Below are 16053 nucleotides of genomic sequence, written 5' to 3'. Positions count from 1 at the left end.
CCCATGTCTGACGACAATCTCGTACAATCGACACTGAACATTCAAACCGACGACAGTGGGCGCGGCAAACCACTGCCCGCGCACGCCAAGGCCGTGATCATCGGCGGTGGTGTGGTTGGCTGTTCGATCCTGTTTCACCTGTCCAAGTTTGGCTGGAAGGATGTGATCTTGCTGGAACGCAATGATCTGACGTCCGGGTCCAGCTGGCATGCGGCAGGGCAGATTCACACGATCAGTTCGGACCCGAATATTTCGCGCCTGCAGAGCTATACGATTGGTCTTTACAAGGAAATTGAGGAGCTATCCGGCCAGTCTGTTGGACTGCATATGACCGGCGGCTTCTATCTGGCCTCCAACAAAACCTGGTATGACTACCTGAAGCGTGAACGGTCGAAGGCTCGGTACATGGGGTTGGAGCAGGAATGGATTGATCTGAAGGAAATCGCAGAGCGTCACCCGCTGATCGACCCCAAACATTACTATGCCGCGCTGTGGGATGATCAGGATGGTGATCTGGACCCGTCGGGCACCACCTATGCCTTTGCCAAGGCCGCGAAAACCTTTGGCGGGCAGTATTTCACCCATACACCGGTGACGCAGACCCGGATGCGCCCGGATGGGCAGTGGGAGGTGACGACAGAGCGCGGCACCGTGATTGCTGAACATGTGGTCAACTGTGGTGGTCTGTGGGCGCGTGAAGTCGGTAAAATGGCGGGTCTGAACATCCCCGTGCAGCCGATGGAGCACCACTATCTGATCACTGACCGGATTGAAGAGATCGCCAATGCGGGTCGTCGTTTGCCCTGCGGGATCGATTACGAGGCCAATATCTATTTCCGGCAGGAACGTGATGGGATGCTGCTGGGTACGTATGAACCCGTCGGCACACCGTGGAAGGTCGAGGGCACGCCGTGGGAGTTTGGCCACGAATTGCTGCCGCCGAAACTGGAAAACATCGCGGATCGGTTGGAGCTGGCCTTTGACCGGGTGCCGGCGTTGGCCGAGGCTGGGATCAAGGATGCAATCAACGGACCCTTTACTTTCGGCCCCGATGGCAACCCGATGATCGGCCCGGTTCCGGGGATGCGCAACTATTGGTGCGCCGTGGGCGTGATGGCCGGGTTCTGTCAGGGCGGGGGCGTTGGCCTGACGCTGGCGGAATGGATGATTGACGGCGAACCATCAATTGACGTCTGGGCCATGGATGTGGCGCGGTTTGGTGATTGGGCAACGCCTGACTGGGGTACTGTGAAATCGACGGAAAACTATGAACGCCGTTTTGTCATGACCTTCCCCAATGAAACCCTGCCCAAGGGTCGTTTGCAAAAGACCACGGCGCTGTATGACCGCCTGATCGCTAAGGGTGCGATTATGAATCAGGGTTTTGGTCTGGAAAACGCCCAATGGTTTGCCGATGGGACAGAGGATGCCCATGAAGAACCGACTTTTGAGCGCAATCGTTCCTTTGACTACGTCAAACGCGAGGTCAAAGCGGTGCAAGAAGCCGTGGGCGGGATCGAGATCGCCAACTTTGCCAAACACGAATTCAAGGGCGCGGGTGCGTGGGCCTATCTGGACCGGGTGTTGGCAGGCTATGTGCCGAAACCGGGCCGTCTGACACTGACGCCGATGTTGACGGAAAAGGGTCGCCTGTACGGCGATCTGACGGTGGCCTGTCTGGCCGACGATCATTTCATGCTGTTTGGTTCTGGTGCCATGCAAGAGGCACACCGCCGCTGGTTCGAACGCGACCTGCCGTCTGACGTGAGCTACGCCAATGTCAGTGATGACTGGCACGGGATTGCGCTGTCGGGGCCAAAATCGCGCGAATTGCTGCAACGGATCGTGCGCGAAGATATCAGCGCCGAGGCCTTCAAATTCCGCGATCTGCGCCAGACCTTTGTCGGCGGGGTGCCGGTGATCCTGAACAGGATCAGCTTCTCTGGCGAACTGGGCTATGAGATTTACTGCCGTCCGCAATACCTGTTGCGACTGGCTGAAGCGATCGAGGAGGCCGGTGCCGATCTGGGCTACCGCTGGTACGGCGCGCGTGCGTTGATGTCGATGCGTCTGGAGAAAGGCTGGGGCGCCTGGACCTTGGAATTCCGCCCCGATTTCAATGCGGTGGAGTCAGGCATGGATGCTTTCATCAACTGGAAGAAGGACTTCATCGGCAAAGAGGCCACGATCGCATTCCGTGACGCGGGCGTGGCACGCAAGTTGGTGACTCTGACTATCGACGTAGACGGTATTGACGTTTCAAACGACGAGGCGATCCTGAAGGACGGCGCCGCCATCGGCTATGTGTCCTCTGGCGGCTACGCGCATCGGGCCGGCAAATCCATGGCCATGGGATACGTCGCGACAGAACATGCAGTTGCCGGGACAGAGGTGCAGGTGGAAATCCTGGGCGAGATGTACAAGGCAGAGGTTCTGGGTGGTCCGATCTATGACGCCAATGGCGCGAATATGCGGGCTTAGGATCTAAACATTGACGACCCGCGCAGAGATTTGCGCGGGTTGATTTTAGCGTGCTGGCTTAATCAGGTTCCACCGGAAACACTGATGGGGAGGTGACAGGAGAGGCCGCAAAATGGGTTTTGTGCAGACGGTGGCCTCTGGTGTCGATCATCAGGCGATAAAGCACGAACAGGCCAAGTGAGAAAAGCACCAGACCGATGAAGACAAACAAACCACCTGCGCGTTCGCCACTCATGAAAAAGGACGCGGCGATTGGGCCAACGGTTGCGCCGACAGAAAAGGCCAAGAGCAGTCCGCCGCTTGTTTCCACCATGCGCGAGTTTGGGACGATGTCATTGGCGTGCGAAATACACAGCGCATAAATCGGAATCATCAGCGCACCATGCATGGCTGCGACGGCAAAAGTCGGTGACCCCGCGGGAACCAGGCCAAAACCGATGGTGACCCCGGTGACAACAGTTCCGAACGATATGGTTGCGATGACGATGCGTCGATCAATCTTGTCAGAAATCCAACCAAGCGGCCATTGAGAGAGGGTCCCGCCAAACACGAACGCGGCCATCAACATGGCAACTTCGGACGTTGATAACCCTCTGCCTTGTGCAAATACAGGGCCAAGCGACCAAAATGCGCCTTCGGCCACCCCGGCAAGAAGGCAACCAATCACACCTGCGGGTGAAACCTTGTACAGATGTCGTAAGTCCAGCTTGGCCGATGGGATCGGTGTGGGCGATATGGTCGGGGTCAGGCTGATTGGCACGATTGACAGGCTGATCAAAATGGCGACCAGAATGAACAATGTGGCCTCTGTGGTGTCTTAGGTGTTGACCATCAGCTGCCCGGTCATCGTGACGATATTAGTTACGATGATATAGGCAGACAGGACTCGGCCGCGATTTATGTTGTTTGAACAATCATTTAGCCAGCTTTCGATCACGATGAAGAGCACAGCCAAGCAAACACCGCTGAGCAGGCGCATGACGCCCCAAAACATCACATCCACATTGATGGGGAAAGAAAGCAGCGAGACCGTCAATACTGCACTTAGCCCGGCAAAGGCGCGAATATGACCCACCCGCATGATCAATTTCGGCCCGATGAAACAGCCGATGGCGAAGCCGCCAAAATAGGCGGTTCCCAACATGCCGATCAATGCGGTGGAGTAACCCTCTTGCCCTGCACGGATCGGAAAGAGCGTTTGAAACAGTCCATTGCCCGCAAAAAGCAGGGCCGCGCAAATCAGAATCGTAATGATCGAGACAAATGATGTTGCCGATGATGCCTTGGACATTGTTTCGCACCCATTGAATACAGATAGTAGGTCGGCATTTGCCGATCTGTCGTCGAAATGTCCACCCATTTTCAGGGAAATCGTAATGCCTTGGGCAAGAGATGTTGTGATTAGTTACGGCGTTCGTCGGCACCCATTTTGCGTTCGAGCCAGCGCACGGCGCTGCTGATCATCAGGACCAACACGAGATATTCAAAGATCAGAAGCGTGTAGATTTCCAGCGGGCGGTATTCGGTGACCACCAGTTCATTGGCCCGCCGTGTCAGTTCCTGCATGCCGATAACAGAGGCAAAGGCGGACATTTTCACGATGTAGATGAATTGGTTTGCCAGGGGCGGCAGGATGCGTCGGATCGCCTGAGGCAAAATCACATAGCGCATCGTTTGCATCGGGCGGAGTCCCACGGTTTGCGCGGCCTCGGACTGGCCGCGCGGAATGGATTGAATGCCGGCGCGGTAGATTTCCGCAGTAAATGCGCTGTCCGAGATGGCCAATGTGATAACCGCCCCCCAAAACGGGTCGATGCTGATGTTCAGGCCCATGGACCGCATGACAACCGGCAGGCCGTAAAAGACCCAAAACAATAGGGGCAGCAATGGGATCGCGCGGATAAATTCCACATAAATGCGGGAGGGCAGGCGCACAAGACGATTGGGAGACATGCCGGGGATGGCGACGACCAGCCCAACTGCCATGGAGAGGATGGCCGCGATCACCGAAAGCGAGATCGTCGCCCAAAAACCGCCCAGTAAAAACTTGATGTTTGATTGCCCCGCTGGCGTACTTGGGTCAATGACATACCACCCCCAAGCGCCGGGAACATCTACGCAGCCTGCAAGCCAGAAGAGTGATACGATAGATAGAATGCGGATTGTGCGGATCGTCATCTAATGTCTCAAAATCTGGTCAAGGAAGCGGCGGCAGCGATTGGATTTTGGGGCGTCAAAAAACTGATCTGTGGGTCCGGTTTCGACAATCTCTCCCTGATCCATGAAAACCATCGTGTCGGCGGCGCGTCTGGCGAAACCCATTTCATGTGTGACAACAACCATGGTCATTCCGTCCTCTGCCAACTCGGTGATGACATCCAAGACCTCGGCAATCATTTCCGGATCCAACGCTGATGTCGGTTCGTCAAAAAGCATGATTTTGGGATCCATGCAAAGGGACCGAGCGATGGCGACCCGCTGCTGCTGACCGCCCGACAATTGGGCGGGATATTTGCGGGCCTGTTCTGAGATTTTGACCCGTTCCAAGTAATGCATGGCACGATTTTCGGCCTCTGACCGGGATAGTCCACGCGATTTGATTGGCCCCAATGTCAGGTTGTCCAGAACCGTAAGGTGCGGAAACAGGTTAAACTGTTGAAACACCATGCCGACCTCTGAGCGGATCGCCTCGACAGAGGATTTGCTATCAGTCAGCTCCATGCCGTCGACGCGGATCGTGCCCTCTTGATGACGTTCCAACCGATTGATGCATCGCACAAGCGTTGACTTTCCAGACCCAGACGGGCCGCAAATGACCACCTTTTCGCGAAACCGGGTGGATAGGTTGATATCCCGCAGAACCTGAAAGTCGCCGAACCATTTGTTAAGGCCGTTGATCTCAATTGCTAAGTTGTTGATTGTCATCGTGGTCCTTGTTGGGTGACCTGTCGAAAAAGTGAGTGTGGGCGGCTGAATCTACTGTGGTGGTTTGTTGCCCATATTACTAGAGTGCCGACAAACAAGCGTATGTGAGGAAATGATGAAAGCCTTAAAATCCATTGGTGCCGCTATTTTGATGACAGGGCTGTTGTCTTTACCCGTCTCTGCGCAATCCGCCCTGAATAATATCCTTTCTGGCGGCGTGTTGAAGGTGGGAACAACCGGCGACTGGAACCCGATGACGGTGCGTGATCCAGCGACCAACAATTACAAAGGCTATGATATCGACATCATGACCGAGTTGGCCAAAGACTTGGAGGTCGAACTGGAATTTGTGCCGACAGATTGGAAAACGCTGGTCAATGGTATTGTTGCGGGCAGCTATCACCTGACCGGCTCTGCCTCTGTCAGTCCGGCACGGATGAAGGCAGCAGGATTTTCCGAAAGCTACATAGCGGTGGAGTTTTTCCCTTTTACGACCAGTGACAAGGCAGACCGCTTTGTCGATTGGGATGATATCAATCAGGCGGATGTGACGGTTGCGACGACATTGGGGACGAGCTTTGAAAAACTGGTGCGCGAATGGTTCCCGGATGCAAATCTGATTGTGGTCGAGGCCCCGGCGCGCGGGTATCAGGAGGTGCTGGCAGGCCGTGCGGATGTGTTCGTCACATCAAATATCGAAGGGTCCACATTAACGGAAAAATTCCCAAATGTCGTGCAGGTCGAAGTATCAGATGGCCGGTCACCCACGCCAATTGCAATGTTGCTGCCGCAGAACGATCAGGTTTGGATCAACTACATCAACAACTGGATCAGGTTGAAGCAAGCCAAAGGGTTCTTTGCCCAGACTGCGGATAAATGGGGGCTGTGAGCTCTGGCTTTACGACGAGACACACTGACAAACAGCGATATCACTGAACTGACGGCCTTGCGCCGGGAACTGCACCAGTGGCCAGAACTGTCAGGCGGCGAACATCAGACCGCACGCAGGATTGCAGAGGCTTTGCAGCCTCTGAACCCGTCGCAGATTTTGACCCGATTGGGTGGAACAGGGGTTGCAGCGATTTTCAATGGGGAAGGCCCGGGCCCCACTGTCATGATCCGTTGTGAGCTTGACGGATTGCCGATAGAGGAGATTTCGGAGCTTCCGCACCGCTCTCAGATATCGGGGCAGGGGCATTTGTGCGGTCATGATGGGCACATGGCGATCGCTATGGGGGTTGCGCGACTGATCGCCCGCTATCCGGTGAAGTATGGCCGCGTGGTGGTCTTGTTTCAGCCAGCAGAGGAAACTGGCGCTGGGGCGCAAGCGGTGATCGATGATCCGGCCTTTGCCCTGATTTCGCCGGACTATGCATTTTCACTGCATAACCTTCCCGGACTGCCAATTGGTCAGATACAAATCCGATCCGGGGTGATGAATTGCGCCTCGCGGGGTATGAAAATCTCATTAGTAGGCAAGACGTCTCATGCGTCATCCCCGCAGGATGGGATATCGCCGATGAGTGCAGTGTCAACGCTGATGCCGTTGCTGGCGGATCTATGTCGGGGGGAGATTCCGGATAGTAATTTTACCCGCGTGACAGTGACCCATGCCAGGATGGGCGCGCCGACATTTGGCGTCGCCCCCGGGGAGGCGGAGTTGTGGTGCACCCTGCGTACCGTGTCAGATGATGCCATGAAGGGGCTGGTCGACTGGGCAGAAAAGCTAGTAGCGGAGACCGTGGCGGCCCGGGGGTTGGAATGTGAAATTAGCTATGCCGATGTTTTCCACGCCTGCACGAATGACGTAAGTGCCGCTGATATCCTGCGACAAGCGGTCGTAAATATCGGGCGGCAATCGTATGATCAGCCGCACCCTATGTATTGGTCCGAAGATTTTGGCCGCTTTGGTATGGCAGGGGCAAAATCTGCGATGTTTGTTTTGGGCAGCGGGACAGATCAGCCGCAATTGCACAACCCGGATTTCGATTTTCCCGATGATTTGATCCCCATCGGGGTGTCGGTGTTCGCGCAAGCCATCCGCACCATTTGCGGGACTGCGTAGCGGCGCACAGCGGCTGCGCGGCTGTGCCTATTTGTCCATGGGCAGCTTCAGGCTAGGTTATGGCGATAGCACAGGAGACTGCAGATGAGTTGGAACCCCGTTTTAGATCCACATGTTCCGCTTGGGGCAGAGATTGATTCGATTGATACTGTGATCGTGCCACGCGCCCGTGATCTGGGTGGATTTGAGGTGCGGCGCGCCTTGCCCAGCCCACGCAGGCAAATGGTCGGACCCTTCATCTTTTTCGATCAGTTTGGTCCGGCGGAGTTTCTGACCGGGCAGGGGATCGATGTGCGTCCACACCCACATATCGGCTTGTCGACGGTTACCTATCTGTTTCAGGGCAAAATGCACCATCGCGACAGCCTGGGAACCGATCAATGGATACAGGCAGGGGATGTGAACCTGATGACGGCGGGACATGGCATTACCCATTCTGAACGCACAGATGAGGGGATGCGGGACGCGCCCTTTACCATGTCGGGGATACAGTCATGGATCGCGCTGCCCGAGGCCCATGAAGACGGGCCCGCCAAGTTTGAAACCGCCGCGGCCGCTGATCTGCCACTTTTGCAGGCAGAGGGAAAAACAGTTCGGTTGATTCTGGGCAATGCTTACGGCGAGATTGCACCGACACCGACACCGTCCCAGATGTTCTATGCCGATGCTTTGCTGGAAGCGGGGGCCATATTGCCCTTACCCGATGAGCACGAAGATCGCGGAATATTCGTCTTAGACGGCTCGATTGAAATTGCCGGAGAGGTATTTGAGGCCGGACGCATGATGGTGTTTCGCCCCGGTGACGCCATTGACGTAACAGCCGGTGAAAAAGGGGCGCGCCTGATGTTATTGGGTGGTGAAACCATGAATGGCTCGCGCTATATCTGGTGGAATTTCGTTGCCTCCAGCCAAGAAAGAATAGATGCCGCCAAAGAAGCCTGGCGCGCCGGAGATTGGCGACACGGGCGGTTTCAGCTGCCTATGGGGGACGATCAGGAGTTCATGCCACTGCCGGATTGAGGATGGTTTTCACGGGGAATGAATGTTTTCTCATTTTTGCGTATTGGGGTGCTTGACGAGGGCAAGTCGCACGCATAGAAGGCATCTCACGCTCGGGGTCACCCAGGCGGATAGCGAGCGGTTGTAGCTCAGTTGGTTAGAGTACCGGCCTGTCACGCCGGGGGTCGCGGGTTCGAGCCCCGTCAACCGCGCCATCGCTATCCCGGATGACCCAAGGCGCCATGCGCGGTTGTAGCTCAGTTGGTTAGAGTACCGGCCTGTCACGCCGGGGGTCGCGGGTTCGAGCCCCGTCAACCGCGCCACTTCTTTCAGGCAAAAGACATCGAAACCCGCAAATCAGCGGTTGATCGAAGTGTTTGCGCAGTTTTAGGGCATTGGTGGTGTCGGCTTTTGCCGTATCCCGGTGACTGCATTCCCTAAAATCGCTGCCAGAAGGATCGCACCGCCGATAACGGTGTTTATTGAGGCGACCTCTCCCAGAAATAGCCAGACCCAGATCGGCCCCAGTACGACCTCTGCCATAGACAGCAAAGTCAATTCAACGGCAGGGACGGTTTTGGACCCGATAGTGAACAACAAAAGGCCCATGCCCACCTGTCCTACGCCCATGATCAGGGCAATGCTAGAGTCAGACGACGACAAGATCAGGGGCAGGCCGGTTGCCAGGCAAACACTCACGGTAATTGCGATCGCAAACAGGCCCGACAGAAACACCGCTGGCAGCATATCTGATGACTTTCCCCAACGCAGGGCAATGGTGAATACAGCAAAGCCCATGGCAGAGAGCAGGGCGGCCAGATTGCCTGAAAACGATCCAGTGCCGCCTTTGTCGCTGACCATGATCACAATTCCCACCGCGCCGATTAGAATGGCAACCCAAGTGACGATACGTACCCGTTCGCCCAGCACAAACCAGCCCATGATTGCGGCGGCAAACGGGGCGCTGGAGAACAACAGCATAGCGTTCGCGACAGAGGTGTTCTGGATCGAATAAATGGCGCCTGAATAAGCAACAACCAATCCCAAGGCACCAATCGCTGCAGGCAGGCCGCGATCCCAGGCAAGCTTAAATGGGTTCTGCCCGGTTCTGACCCGAATGACGATGTAGAGGAATGCGGTCAGGCTAATGGATCGGTAGAGCAGGATTTGCCACACTTCGGCCTGTTCAATCAGCCGGATGCCAAGCCCGACTGTGGACCATAAGACACCTGCCAGAAACACCAACAGCATGCCTGTTTTCTGTGCCACACCGGTGCCCCTTGGTTGTGAATGTATTGATTAGAGGCGACTGTGGAATGATTTTGATGCTGCGGCTGTTCCATCAGCGACACAAATCGGGTGGGAATGGCACGGCGCACGGTTTCTTCGAAGACCGACCCAATCGATCAAATGACGCGCACTGGGCCGGTCTGCAGTTTTCAATTTTTATCAGCCGCTTAGGGCATCTAACACTCGTGCCCAGCTACGGATGCCTTTGTGGAAGCTGGACAGATTGTATTTTTCATTGGGGGAATGAATTGCGTCGTCTTCGTTGGCGAAACCGATCAGCATGGCGTCCATGCCCAGGACCTCTTTGAAAAACCCTGCGATCGGGATCGATCCACCCATACCGGTAAAGACGGCCTCGCGGCCCCATTCATCGGACAACGCCTTGCGCGCGGCCTCAAATTCCGGTCGATTGATGTTCATGACAGCGGCGGGGGACCCTTCGAGGTCATTGTCCCAGGTGACGCGGGCGTCGGGGGAAAGCTGTGCATCGACATGGGCGCGGACCTTTGCGCGCAGGTCTTCTGGATCCATGTCGCCCACCAATCGGCAGGTGAGTTTGCAATGCGCCTCTGCCGGGATCACGGTTTTTGATCCGGCTCCCTGATAGCCGCCCCAAAGCCCGTTGATTTCCAGAGTAGGGCGTGCCCATTGCTGTTCGATCGTGGAATATCCTGCCTCTCCATGAGGTTGGCTATAGCCAACGCTTTCCAGATAGGCGTTTTCGTCAAACCCTGAATTCTTCCATTGGCGCAGCAATTCTTCGGGCACTTCGTGCACGCCGTCATAGAACCCCTCTACTGCGACCCGGCCCTGATCGTCATGAAATGACGCGATGATGCGGGACAGTTCCCTGAGTGGGTTCAAACCCGGGCCGCCATAATGGCCCGAATGCAGATCGATCCGGGGCCCATGGATGGTGAATTCATCCTTCAGCATGCCACGTAGTTGGGAAGCGATCGACGGCACACCCGGCGCCACCATGGATGTGTCACAGATCAGCGCCAGATCGGCGGTCAGTTCCTCGGCGTTTTCCTTCATGAAAGGGATCAAGGAGGGAGAACCGGATTCTTCCTCACCCTCAAAGAAAAAGGTTACCTTGATCGGTAATTCGCCATGCACCGCCTTCCAAGCGCGGCAGGCCTCGACGAATGTCATCAATTGCCCCTTGTCGTCAGAGCTGCCCCTACCGCGAATGACCTTGCCATGATCGGGGGTGTCCTGAATTTCGGGCTCGAATGGGGGCGTGTTCCAAAGATCAAGCGGATCAACAGGTTGCACGTCATAGTGGCCATAGAACAGGAAATGTGGGCCGTCTTGTGCGCCGCCATGGGCCACGACCATTGGATGCCCGGTGGTGGGCCGTTTTTCGGCGGAAAATCCTATGGATTTCAGGTCTTCAACCAAAGCGTCTGCCGTTTTGTCGCAGTCTGCCTTAAAGGCCGGATCGGTGGAGATAGACGGGATTTTCAGCAAATCCATCAGACGGGCCACGGCGTTATCTAGTTCGTTGTCGATGTGATTGAGGACGGGGTCGAGGGCCATTCGGGTCTCCTGAATATTCAATTTGGCGCAGTTTGCAGGCAACGTCAGGGACTGTCCAGATGCCTTCATCAGGGGTGCATTTGGTTGGTATATTTGACGCGACCAATTGTAACAGTCTGTTGAAGGTCTATCTGTAGCTTTTTGACATTGATTTGGGTTAAAGTGGCTGGACGGAATTGCTTTTATCCTTACAAGCAGTGACCAAATCCAGCTGAGTCGGGAGACAGCCAGTTGAACTACGACGCCAAAATCGATCAGGCAATCGAACGCCTGCATGAAGAGGGCCGGTATCGGACCTTCATTGACATCGAACGCAAGCGTGGTGCGTTTCCGCATGCGATCTGGACCCGTCCTGACGGGGCAGAGCAACCGGTGACGGTCTGGTGCGGCAACGATTATCTGGGCATGGGACAACAACCGGTTGTTTTGGAAGCCATGCACGATGCGCTGGATGCGACCGGTGCGGGGTCTGGCGGCACCCGGAATATTTCCGGCACCACCGTCTATCACAAAGAACTGGAAGCAGAGCTGTCTGATCTGCATGGCAAAGAATCAGCATTGCTGTTCACCTCTGCCTATATCGCCAATGATGCGACGCTTTCGACGTTGCCAAAGCTGTTTCCGGGCTTGGTGATCATCTCTGATGAGTTGAACCATGCGTCAATGATTAACGGCATCCGCAATGGGCGCTGTGAAAAGCACATCTTCCGGCACAATGATCTGGCGCATCTGCGCGAGATATTAGAAGAGTTGGATCCGGCTGCACCAAAGGTCGTGGCCTTTGAATCAATCTATTCGATGGACGGCGACTTTGCCCCGATCAAAGAGATCCTGGACCTGTGCGACGAGTTTGGCGCGCTAAGCTATATTGACGAGGTCCATGCCGTCGGCATGTACGGGCCACGCGGGGCTGGTGTAGCGGAACGTGACGGTCTGATGGATCGGATCGACATTATCAACGGCACCTTGGCCAAAGCCTATGGCGTGATGGGTGGCTATATTGCTGCCAGCGCGAAAATGGTTGATGCCATAAGGTCTTATGCGCCGGGCTTCATCTTTACCACATCTCTGCCACCAGCAGTTGCCGCGGGTGCGGCGGCATCGGTTCGTCATCTGAAAACCGATCAGGCCCTGCGGGAACATCAGCAAACGCAGGCCAAAATCCTGAAGATGCGTCTAAAGGGTTTGGGGCTGCCAATCATCGATCACGGCAGCCATATTGTGCCTGTCCATGTTGGCAATCCAGTAAAATGCAAAATGATTTCGGATCGCCTGTTGGAAGATCACGGAATTTACGCGCAGCCGATCAATTTCCCGACTGTGCCGCGCGGAACAGAGCGTCTGCGCTTTACCCCGTCGCCGGTTCACAGCCCTGATGACCTGAATAAACTGGTTAACGCCATGGACGAGCTTTGGTCACATTGTGCGCTAAATCGTGCCGAATTGGCTGGCTAATTCTACCAATGTGCAGAATCAATTGCACTGTGCTATCATTTTCCTAATAAGGTTCCGGCCTAATTGATTTTCGTGAACCGAAACAGTTAGGAACGAGACAGAAGGTAGAGCAGATGATCAGGCGCGCATCGCCTAAGGCAGCGGAAAAATCGCCAGAGCTTAAGGGCTTTGACGATTTCGAAGTGTGTCTTGGTGATATCATGCGCGGTGAGCGTGCGACTCTGGGGAAATCCCTGCTGGATGTGCAGCGTGATCTGAAGATCAAGGCAACTTATATCTCTGCCATTGAAAATAGTGATCCGTCTGCGTTTGAGACGGCTGGTTTTATCGCCGGTTATGTGCGGTCTTACGCGCGATATCTGGGCATGGATCCCGATAAAGTGTATGCGGAATTTTGTCGCGAAAGCGGATTTCAGACCCCGGACGGACTGAGCAATCGCAGCACTGCGGAGAATGGCTCGCGATCCCGCGCGGCGAATAAGCCGAAATACAGCGATCCTCTGGCAGACCCAAACCCAAAGTTTTTGCCCATGGCGGAACCCATGTTCAGTGGAATAGAACCCGCGGCGGTCGGTTCTGTTTTAGTGATGTTGGGCCTGATTGGTGGGATTGGATTTGGTGGCTGGACCGTGCTGCAGGAAATTCAACGCGTGGATGTCGCCGCAGTTGATGAGGCCCCGTTAGAGGCCATCACTTTGGATCCGCTGGCCGTAGCCACCAGAAGCATCATACAAACTGCCGAGGCGGATGCGGATAGAAGCGACGCCTTGAACCGTCTTTATCGACCTCAGGCCCTTGATATTCCGGTTTTGGAGCCGCGTGATGGCCCGATCGCCTCTGTCGATCCGCGGTCTGTGGGATTATTTGTTCCCGCCCCTGTCGTGGAACCCGTGCCAACCCGAAATTTTGTGGCGGCTGAAGAGCCGCAGGAAACTATCATTCAGGTGGTTGAGGATCTGGCGCCGACCGTGGCAATCGTGGCCGTGCGGCCATCCTGGGTCCGTGTCAGTGCTGTTGATGGGTCCATCCTGTTGGAAAAGGTCCTGAATGCGGGCGAACGTTTTGAACTCCCGGCCACTGAAACCCCGCCAGTGTTGCGGGCCGGGGAATCCGGCGCTGTTTATTTTGCCGTGAATGGCCAACATTATGGGCCGGCAGGTCCATTTGGTGTGGTGACCAAGAACATTGCGCTAAGTGCCGAAGCTTTGCGTGAAACCTATGCTTTGGCCGATCTTACGCAGGATCGCGATCTTGCGCGAATGGTGGCAGAGGCTGAAATTCAGGCGCCTGAGTTGGATTCAGAGTAATCCCTGCCCGGGTTTGTGCCTATACCGCCGAACAGGCGTTGTCCCCGAACTTTGCTTCTTTTAAACAGGCCGTAGCAGTTTTTGGCAGAGGTCTTCCATGTCGCTGAACCACGTCCGTCCCTGGCGCAATATTTATCGGCGCAAGTCGCGTCAGATCATGGTGGGTAATGTGCCCGTTGGTGGTGATGCGCCCATTGCCGTGCAGACCATGACCAATACCGACAGTTCTGATGTGAAGGCCACAACCGATCAGGTTCTGGCCTGTGCAGAGGCCGGGGCAGACATCGTACGTGTGTCTGTCCCAGATCAGGCGTCAACTGCTGCGCTGAGGGACGTTGTGAAAAACAGCCCGGTCCCGATCGTGGCTGACATCCATTTTCATTACAAACGTGCGATCGAGGCTGCAGAGGCAGGCGCTGCCTGCCTACGGATCAATCCCGGCAATATTGGGGATGAGGCGCGCATCAAAGAGGTGATCAAGGCGGCCAAGGATCACAATTGTTCCATCCGTATTGGTGTGAATGCGGGGAGCCTGGAAAAACACCTCTTGGAAAAATACGCTGAGCCATGCCCGGACGCGATGGTGGAAAGCGGGTTGGAACATATCAAGATCCTGCAGGACAACGACTTTCACAATTTCAAAATCAGTGTGAAGGCCAGCGATGTCTTTCTGTCTGCTGCGGCCTATCAGGCCTTGGCAGAGGCGACCGATGCCCCGATCCATCTGGGCATTACAGAGGCCGGCGGGCTGGTCAGTGGTTCGATCAAGTCGGCGATCGGGTTGGGGAACCTGTTGTGGATGGGGATTGGCGACACGATCCGCGTATCATTGTCTGCAGATCCGATCGAAGAGGTGAAAATCGGGTTTGAAATCCTGAAATCACTGGGTTTGCGGCATCGGGGGGTGAACATCATTTCGTGCCCGTCCTGTGCGCGGCAGGGTTTTGATGTGATTTCAACCGTGGCAGAGCTGGAACATCGACTGGCTCACATTCATACACCCCTAAGCCTGTCCATCATCGGATGCGTGGTGAACGGCCCGGGGGAAGCCCTGATGACCGATGTCGGATTTACTGGCGGCGGTAAGGATGCGGGCATGGTCTATCTGGCCGGAAAGCAAAGCCACAAGACATCCAATTCTGAGATGATTGATCACATCGTGGAACTGGTCGAAGCGCGCGCCGCAGAGATCGAAGCAGCAGAGCAAGCCGCCGAGTGACCATAACAGCGTGCCGCTACAGGCTGTGATTAAAGAGCGATCCGAACTGTGGCAGTTGATCATCGATCCCCGCAAGCCGCAGCATATGCCAAGCCAGGGCTTGGTTGCTTGAAATCACGGGTTTACCAATCCGTGCTTCCATTTCCGGGATAATGTTCAGGCACCGCAGATTGGTGCAGGAAATGACCACGGCGTCGCAGTCTGATATTGATGCGATGTGATCTGTCGCCTGTGAAATCGAGGCCGGGGAAATTCGGGCGACAATCCGATCATCGCCTTCCTCGAACGATCCGAAACCGGCGATCTCGTACCCTGCCTCTTCCAGCCTGTTGCGCATGCGCTGCGAGACTTCGGCGATGTAGGGTGTGATAAATCCCAGCCGCTTTGCCCCAATCGCTTTGCCCGATGCGATGATTGCAGCAAGTGGATTTGTGACCTTCACATCTGGAAACACGGATTGAATGCGTTGTGCCACCTTATCTGAACCGATCACGGAAGAGGCCGACGTGCACCCATATCCGATCACATCGAAATCAAGCGCCGATGGCAACAAACGGGCAGAAGCGGGCAAGTCGGATTCCATTTGTCCGAGCGTTTCCGAGTTTACCTCTGTCACCATGGGAATACGGTTGTGGTAAAGCGCCACGCCCTCCAGATTGAACATCTGTGCGAATTCGGGTTCTAGGGTTTCATCGGTTTCCAGAACAATGGCCCCGAATGTTGCGCGGGTGCCGATGCCAGAATCTGTATTGAAATCCAGTTTCATTTGT

14 protein-coding genes and 2 tRNA genes are annotated in these 16053 nt (G+C 55.4%); 9 read left to right on the top strand and 7 right to left on the bottom strand.

Translation table 11 applies throughout. The features are described from left to right. Positions 1-3 precede the first annotated feature (3 nt). Positions 4-2481 carry a GcvT family protein gene (locus tag AC2D8P_RS03500; protein WP_484700482.1) on the top strand — a complete coding sequence of 826 codons (2478 nt, stop codon included), beginning with the start codon at positions 4-6 and terminating at the stop codon, positions 2479-2481. A gap of 58 nt (positions 2482-2539) precedes the next feature. Here the strand turns inward: AC2D8P_RS03500 and AC2D8P_RS03495 are convergent, their stop codons facing one another. From AC2D8P_RS03495 to AC2D8P_RS03480, 4 genes are all read right to left on the bottom strand, one after another. After that, entirely contained in the window at positions 2540-3280 is a 741-nt protein-coding gene (locus tag AC2D8P_RS03495; RefSeq protein WP_484700480.1) for an MFS transporter, read from the bottom strand. An 18-nt stretch (positions 3281-3298) separates the two neighbouring features. Continuing rightward, positions 3299-3772 carry an MFS transporter gene (locus AC2D8P_RS03490; protein WP_484700478.1) on the bottom strand — a complete coding sequence of 158 codons (474 nt, stop codon included), beginning with the start codon at positions 3770-3772 and terminating at the stop codon, positions 3299-3301. Positions 3773-3882: 110 nt separating this feature from the next. Beyond that, positions 3883-4659 (bottom strand): amino acid ABC transporter permease, encoded by a 777-nt coding sequence (locus AC2D8P_RS03485; RefSeq protein WP_484700476.1) that lies wholly within the window; start codon positions 4657-4659, stop codon positions 3883-3885. Continuing rightward, positions 4660-5406, bottom strand: coding sequence for an amino acid ABC transporter ATP-binding protein (locus AC2D8P_RS03480; RefSeq protein ID WP_484700474.1), 747 nt, complete (start codon positions 5404-5406; stop codon positions 4660-4662). A gap of 115 nt (positions 5407-5521) precedes the next feature. On the opposite strand from AC2D8P_RS03480, the gene AC2D8P_RS03475 reads away from it, so the two are divergent. The 5 genes from AC2D8P_RS03475 to AC2D8P_RS03455 all read left to right on the top strand — a co-directional run bounded on the left by AC2D8P_RS03475 (position 5522) and on the right by AC2D8P_RS03455 (position 8793). Next, the gene (locus AC2D8P_RS03475) at positions 5522-6295 is read left to right on the top strand and encodes a transporter substrate-binding domain-containing protein (protein ID WP_484700602.1); all 774 of its coding nucleotides are present in this window, start codon (positions 5522-5524) and stop codon (positions 6293-6295) included. 57 nt (positions 6296-6352) lie between these two features. After that, entirely contained in the window at positions 6353-7471 is a 1119-nt protein-coding gene (locus AC2D8P_RS03470; protein ID WP_484700472.1) for an amidohydrolase, read from the top strand. Between the two features lie 84 nt (positions 7472-7555). Beyond that, positions 7556-8491, top strand: a complete 936-nt coding sequence (locus AC2D8P_RS03465; RefSeq protein WP_484700470.1) for a pirin family protein — start codon at positions 7556-7558, stop codon at positions 8489-8491. 117 nt (positions 8492-8608) lie between these two features. Continuing rightward, positions 8609-8685 (top strand) — tRNA-Asp (locus AC2D8P_RS03460). A 31-nt stretch (positions 8686-8716) separates the two neighbouring features. Further along, positions 8717-8793, top strand: a tRNA-Asp gene (locus tag AC2D8P_RS03455). Between the two features lie 64 nt (positions 8794-8857). Here AC2D8P_RS03455 and AC2D8P_RS03450 read toward each other — a convergent pair. Both AC2D8P_RS03450 and AC2D8P_RS03445 read right to left on the bottom strand, forming a co-directional pair. Further along, positions 8858-9739 carry a DMT family transporter gene (locus AC2D8P_RS03450; RefSeq protein WP_484700468.1) on the bottom strand — a complete coding sequence of 294 codons (882 nt, stop codon included), beginning with the start codon at positions 9737-9739 and terminating at the stop codon, positions 8858-8860. 180 nt (positions 9740-9919) lie between these two features. After that, positions 9920-11302, bottom strand: coding sequence for a dipeptidase (locus AC2D8P_RS03445; protein ID WP_484700466.1), 1383 nt, complete (start codon positions 11300-11302; stop codon positions 9920-9922). 231 nt (positions 11303-11533) lie between these two features. Between AC2D8P_RS03445 and hemA the strand changes: the two genes are divergently transcribed. The 3 genes from hemA (at position 11534) to ispG (ending at position 15283) form a co-directional block, all read left to right on the top strand. Further along, positions 11534-12757 (top strand): 5-aminolevulinate synthase, encoded by a 1224-nt coding sequence (hemA, locus tag AC2D8P_RS03440; RefSeq protein WP_484700464.1) that lies wholly within the window; start codon positions 11534-11536, stop codon positions 12755-12757. Between the two features lie 113 nt (positions 12758-12870). Further along, on the top strand, positions 12871-14064 hold the full coding sequence (locus AC2D8P_RS03435; RefSeq protein ID WP_484700462.1) for a helix-turn-helix domain-containing protein: 1194 nt from the start codon (positions 12871-12873) through the stop codon (positions 14062-14064). A 97-nt stretch (positions 14065-14161) separates the two neighbouring features. Beyond that, entirely contained in the window at positions 14162-15283 is a 1122-nt protein-coding gene (gene ispG, locus AC2D8P_RS03430; protein WP_484700460.1) for a flavodoxin-dependent (E)-4-hydroxy-3-methylbut-2-enyl-diphosphate synthase, read from the top strand. A gap of 16 nt (positions 15284-15299) precedes the next feature. On the opposite strand, the gene AC2D8P_RS03425 is transcribed toward ispG, so the two are convergent. Then, on the bottom strand, positions 15300-16049 hold the full coding sequence (locus AC2D8P_RS03425) for a maleate cis-trans isomerase family protein (protein WP_484700458.1): 750 nt from the start codon (positions 16047-16049) through the stop codon (positions 15300-15302). Between the last annotated feature and the right edge of the window lie 4 nt (positions 16050-16053).

The sequence above is a fragment of the Roseovarius sp. YIN77 genome, from assembly GCF_057219155.1.
This window is presented reverse-complemented; position numbering and strand designations above follow the sequence as displayed.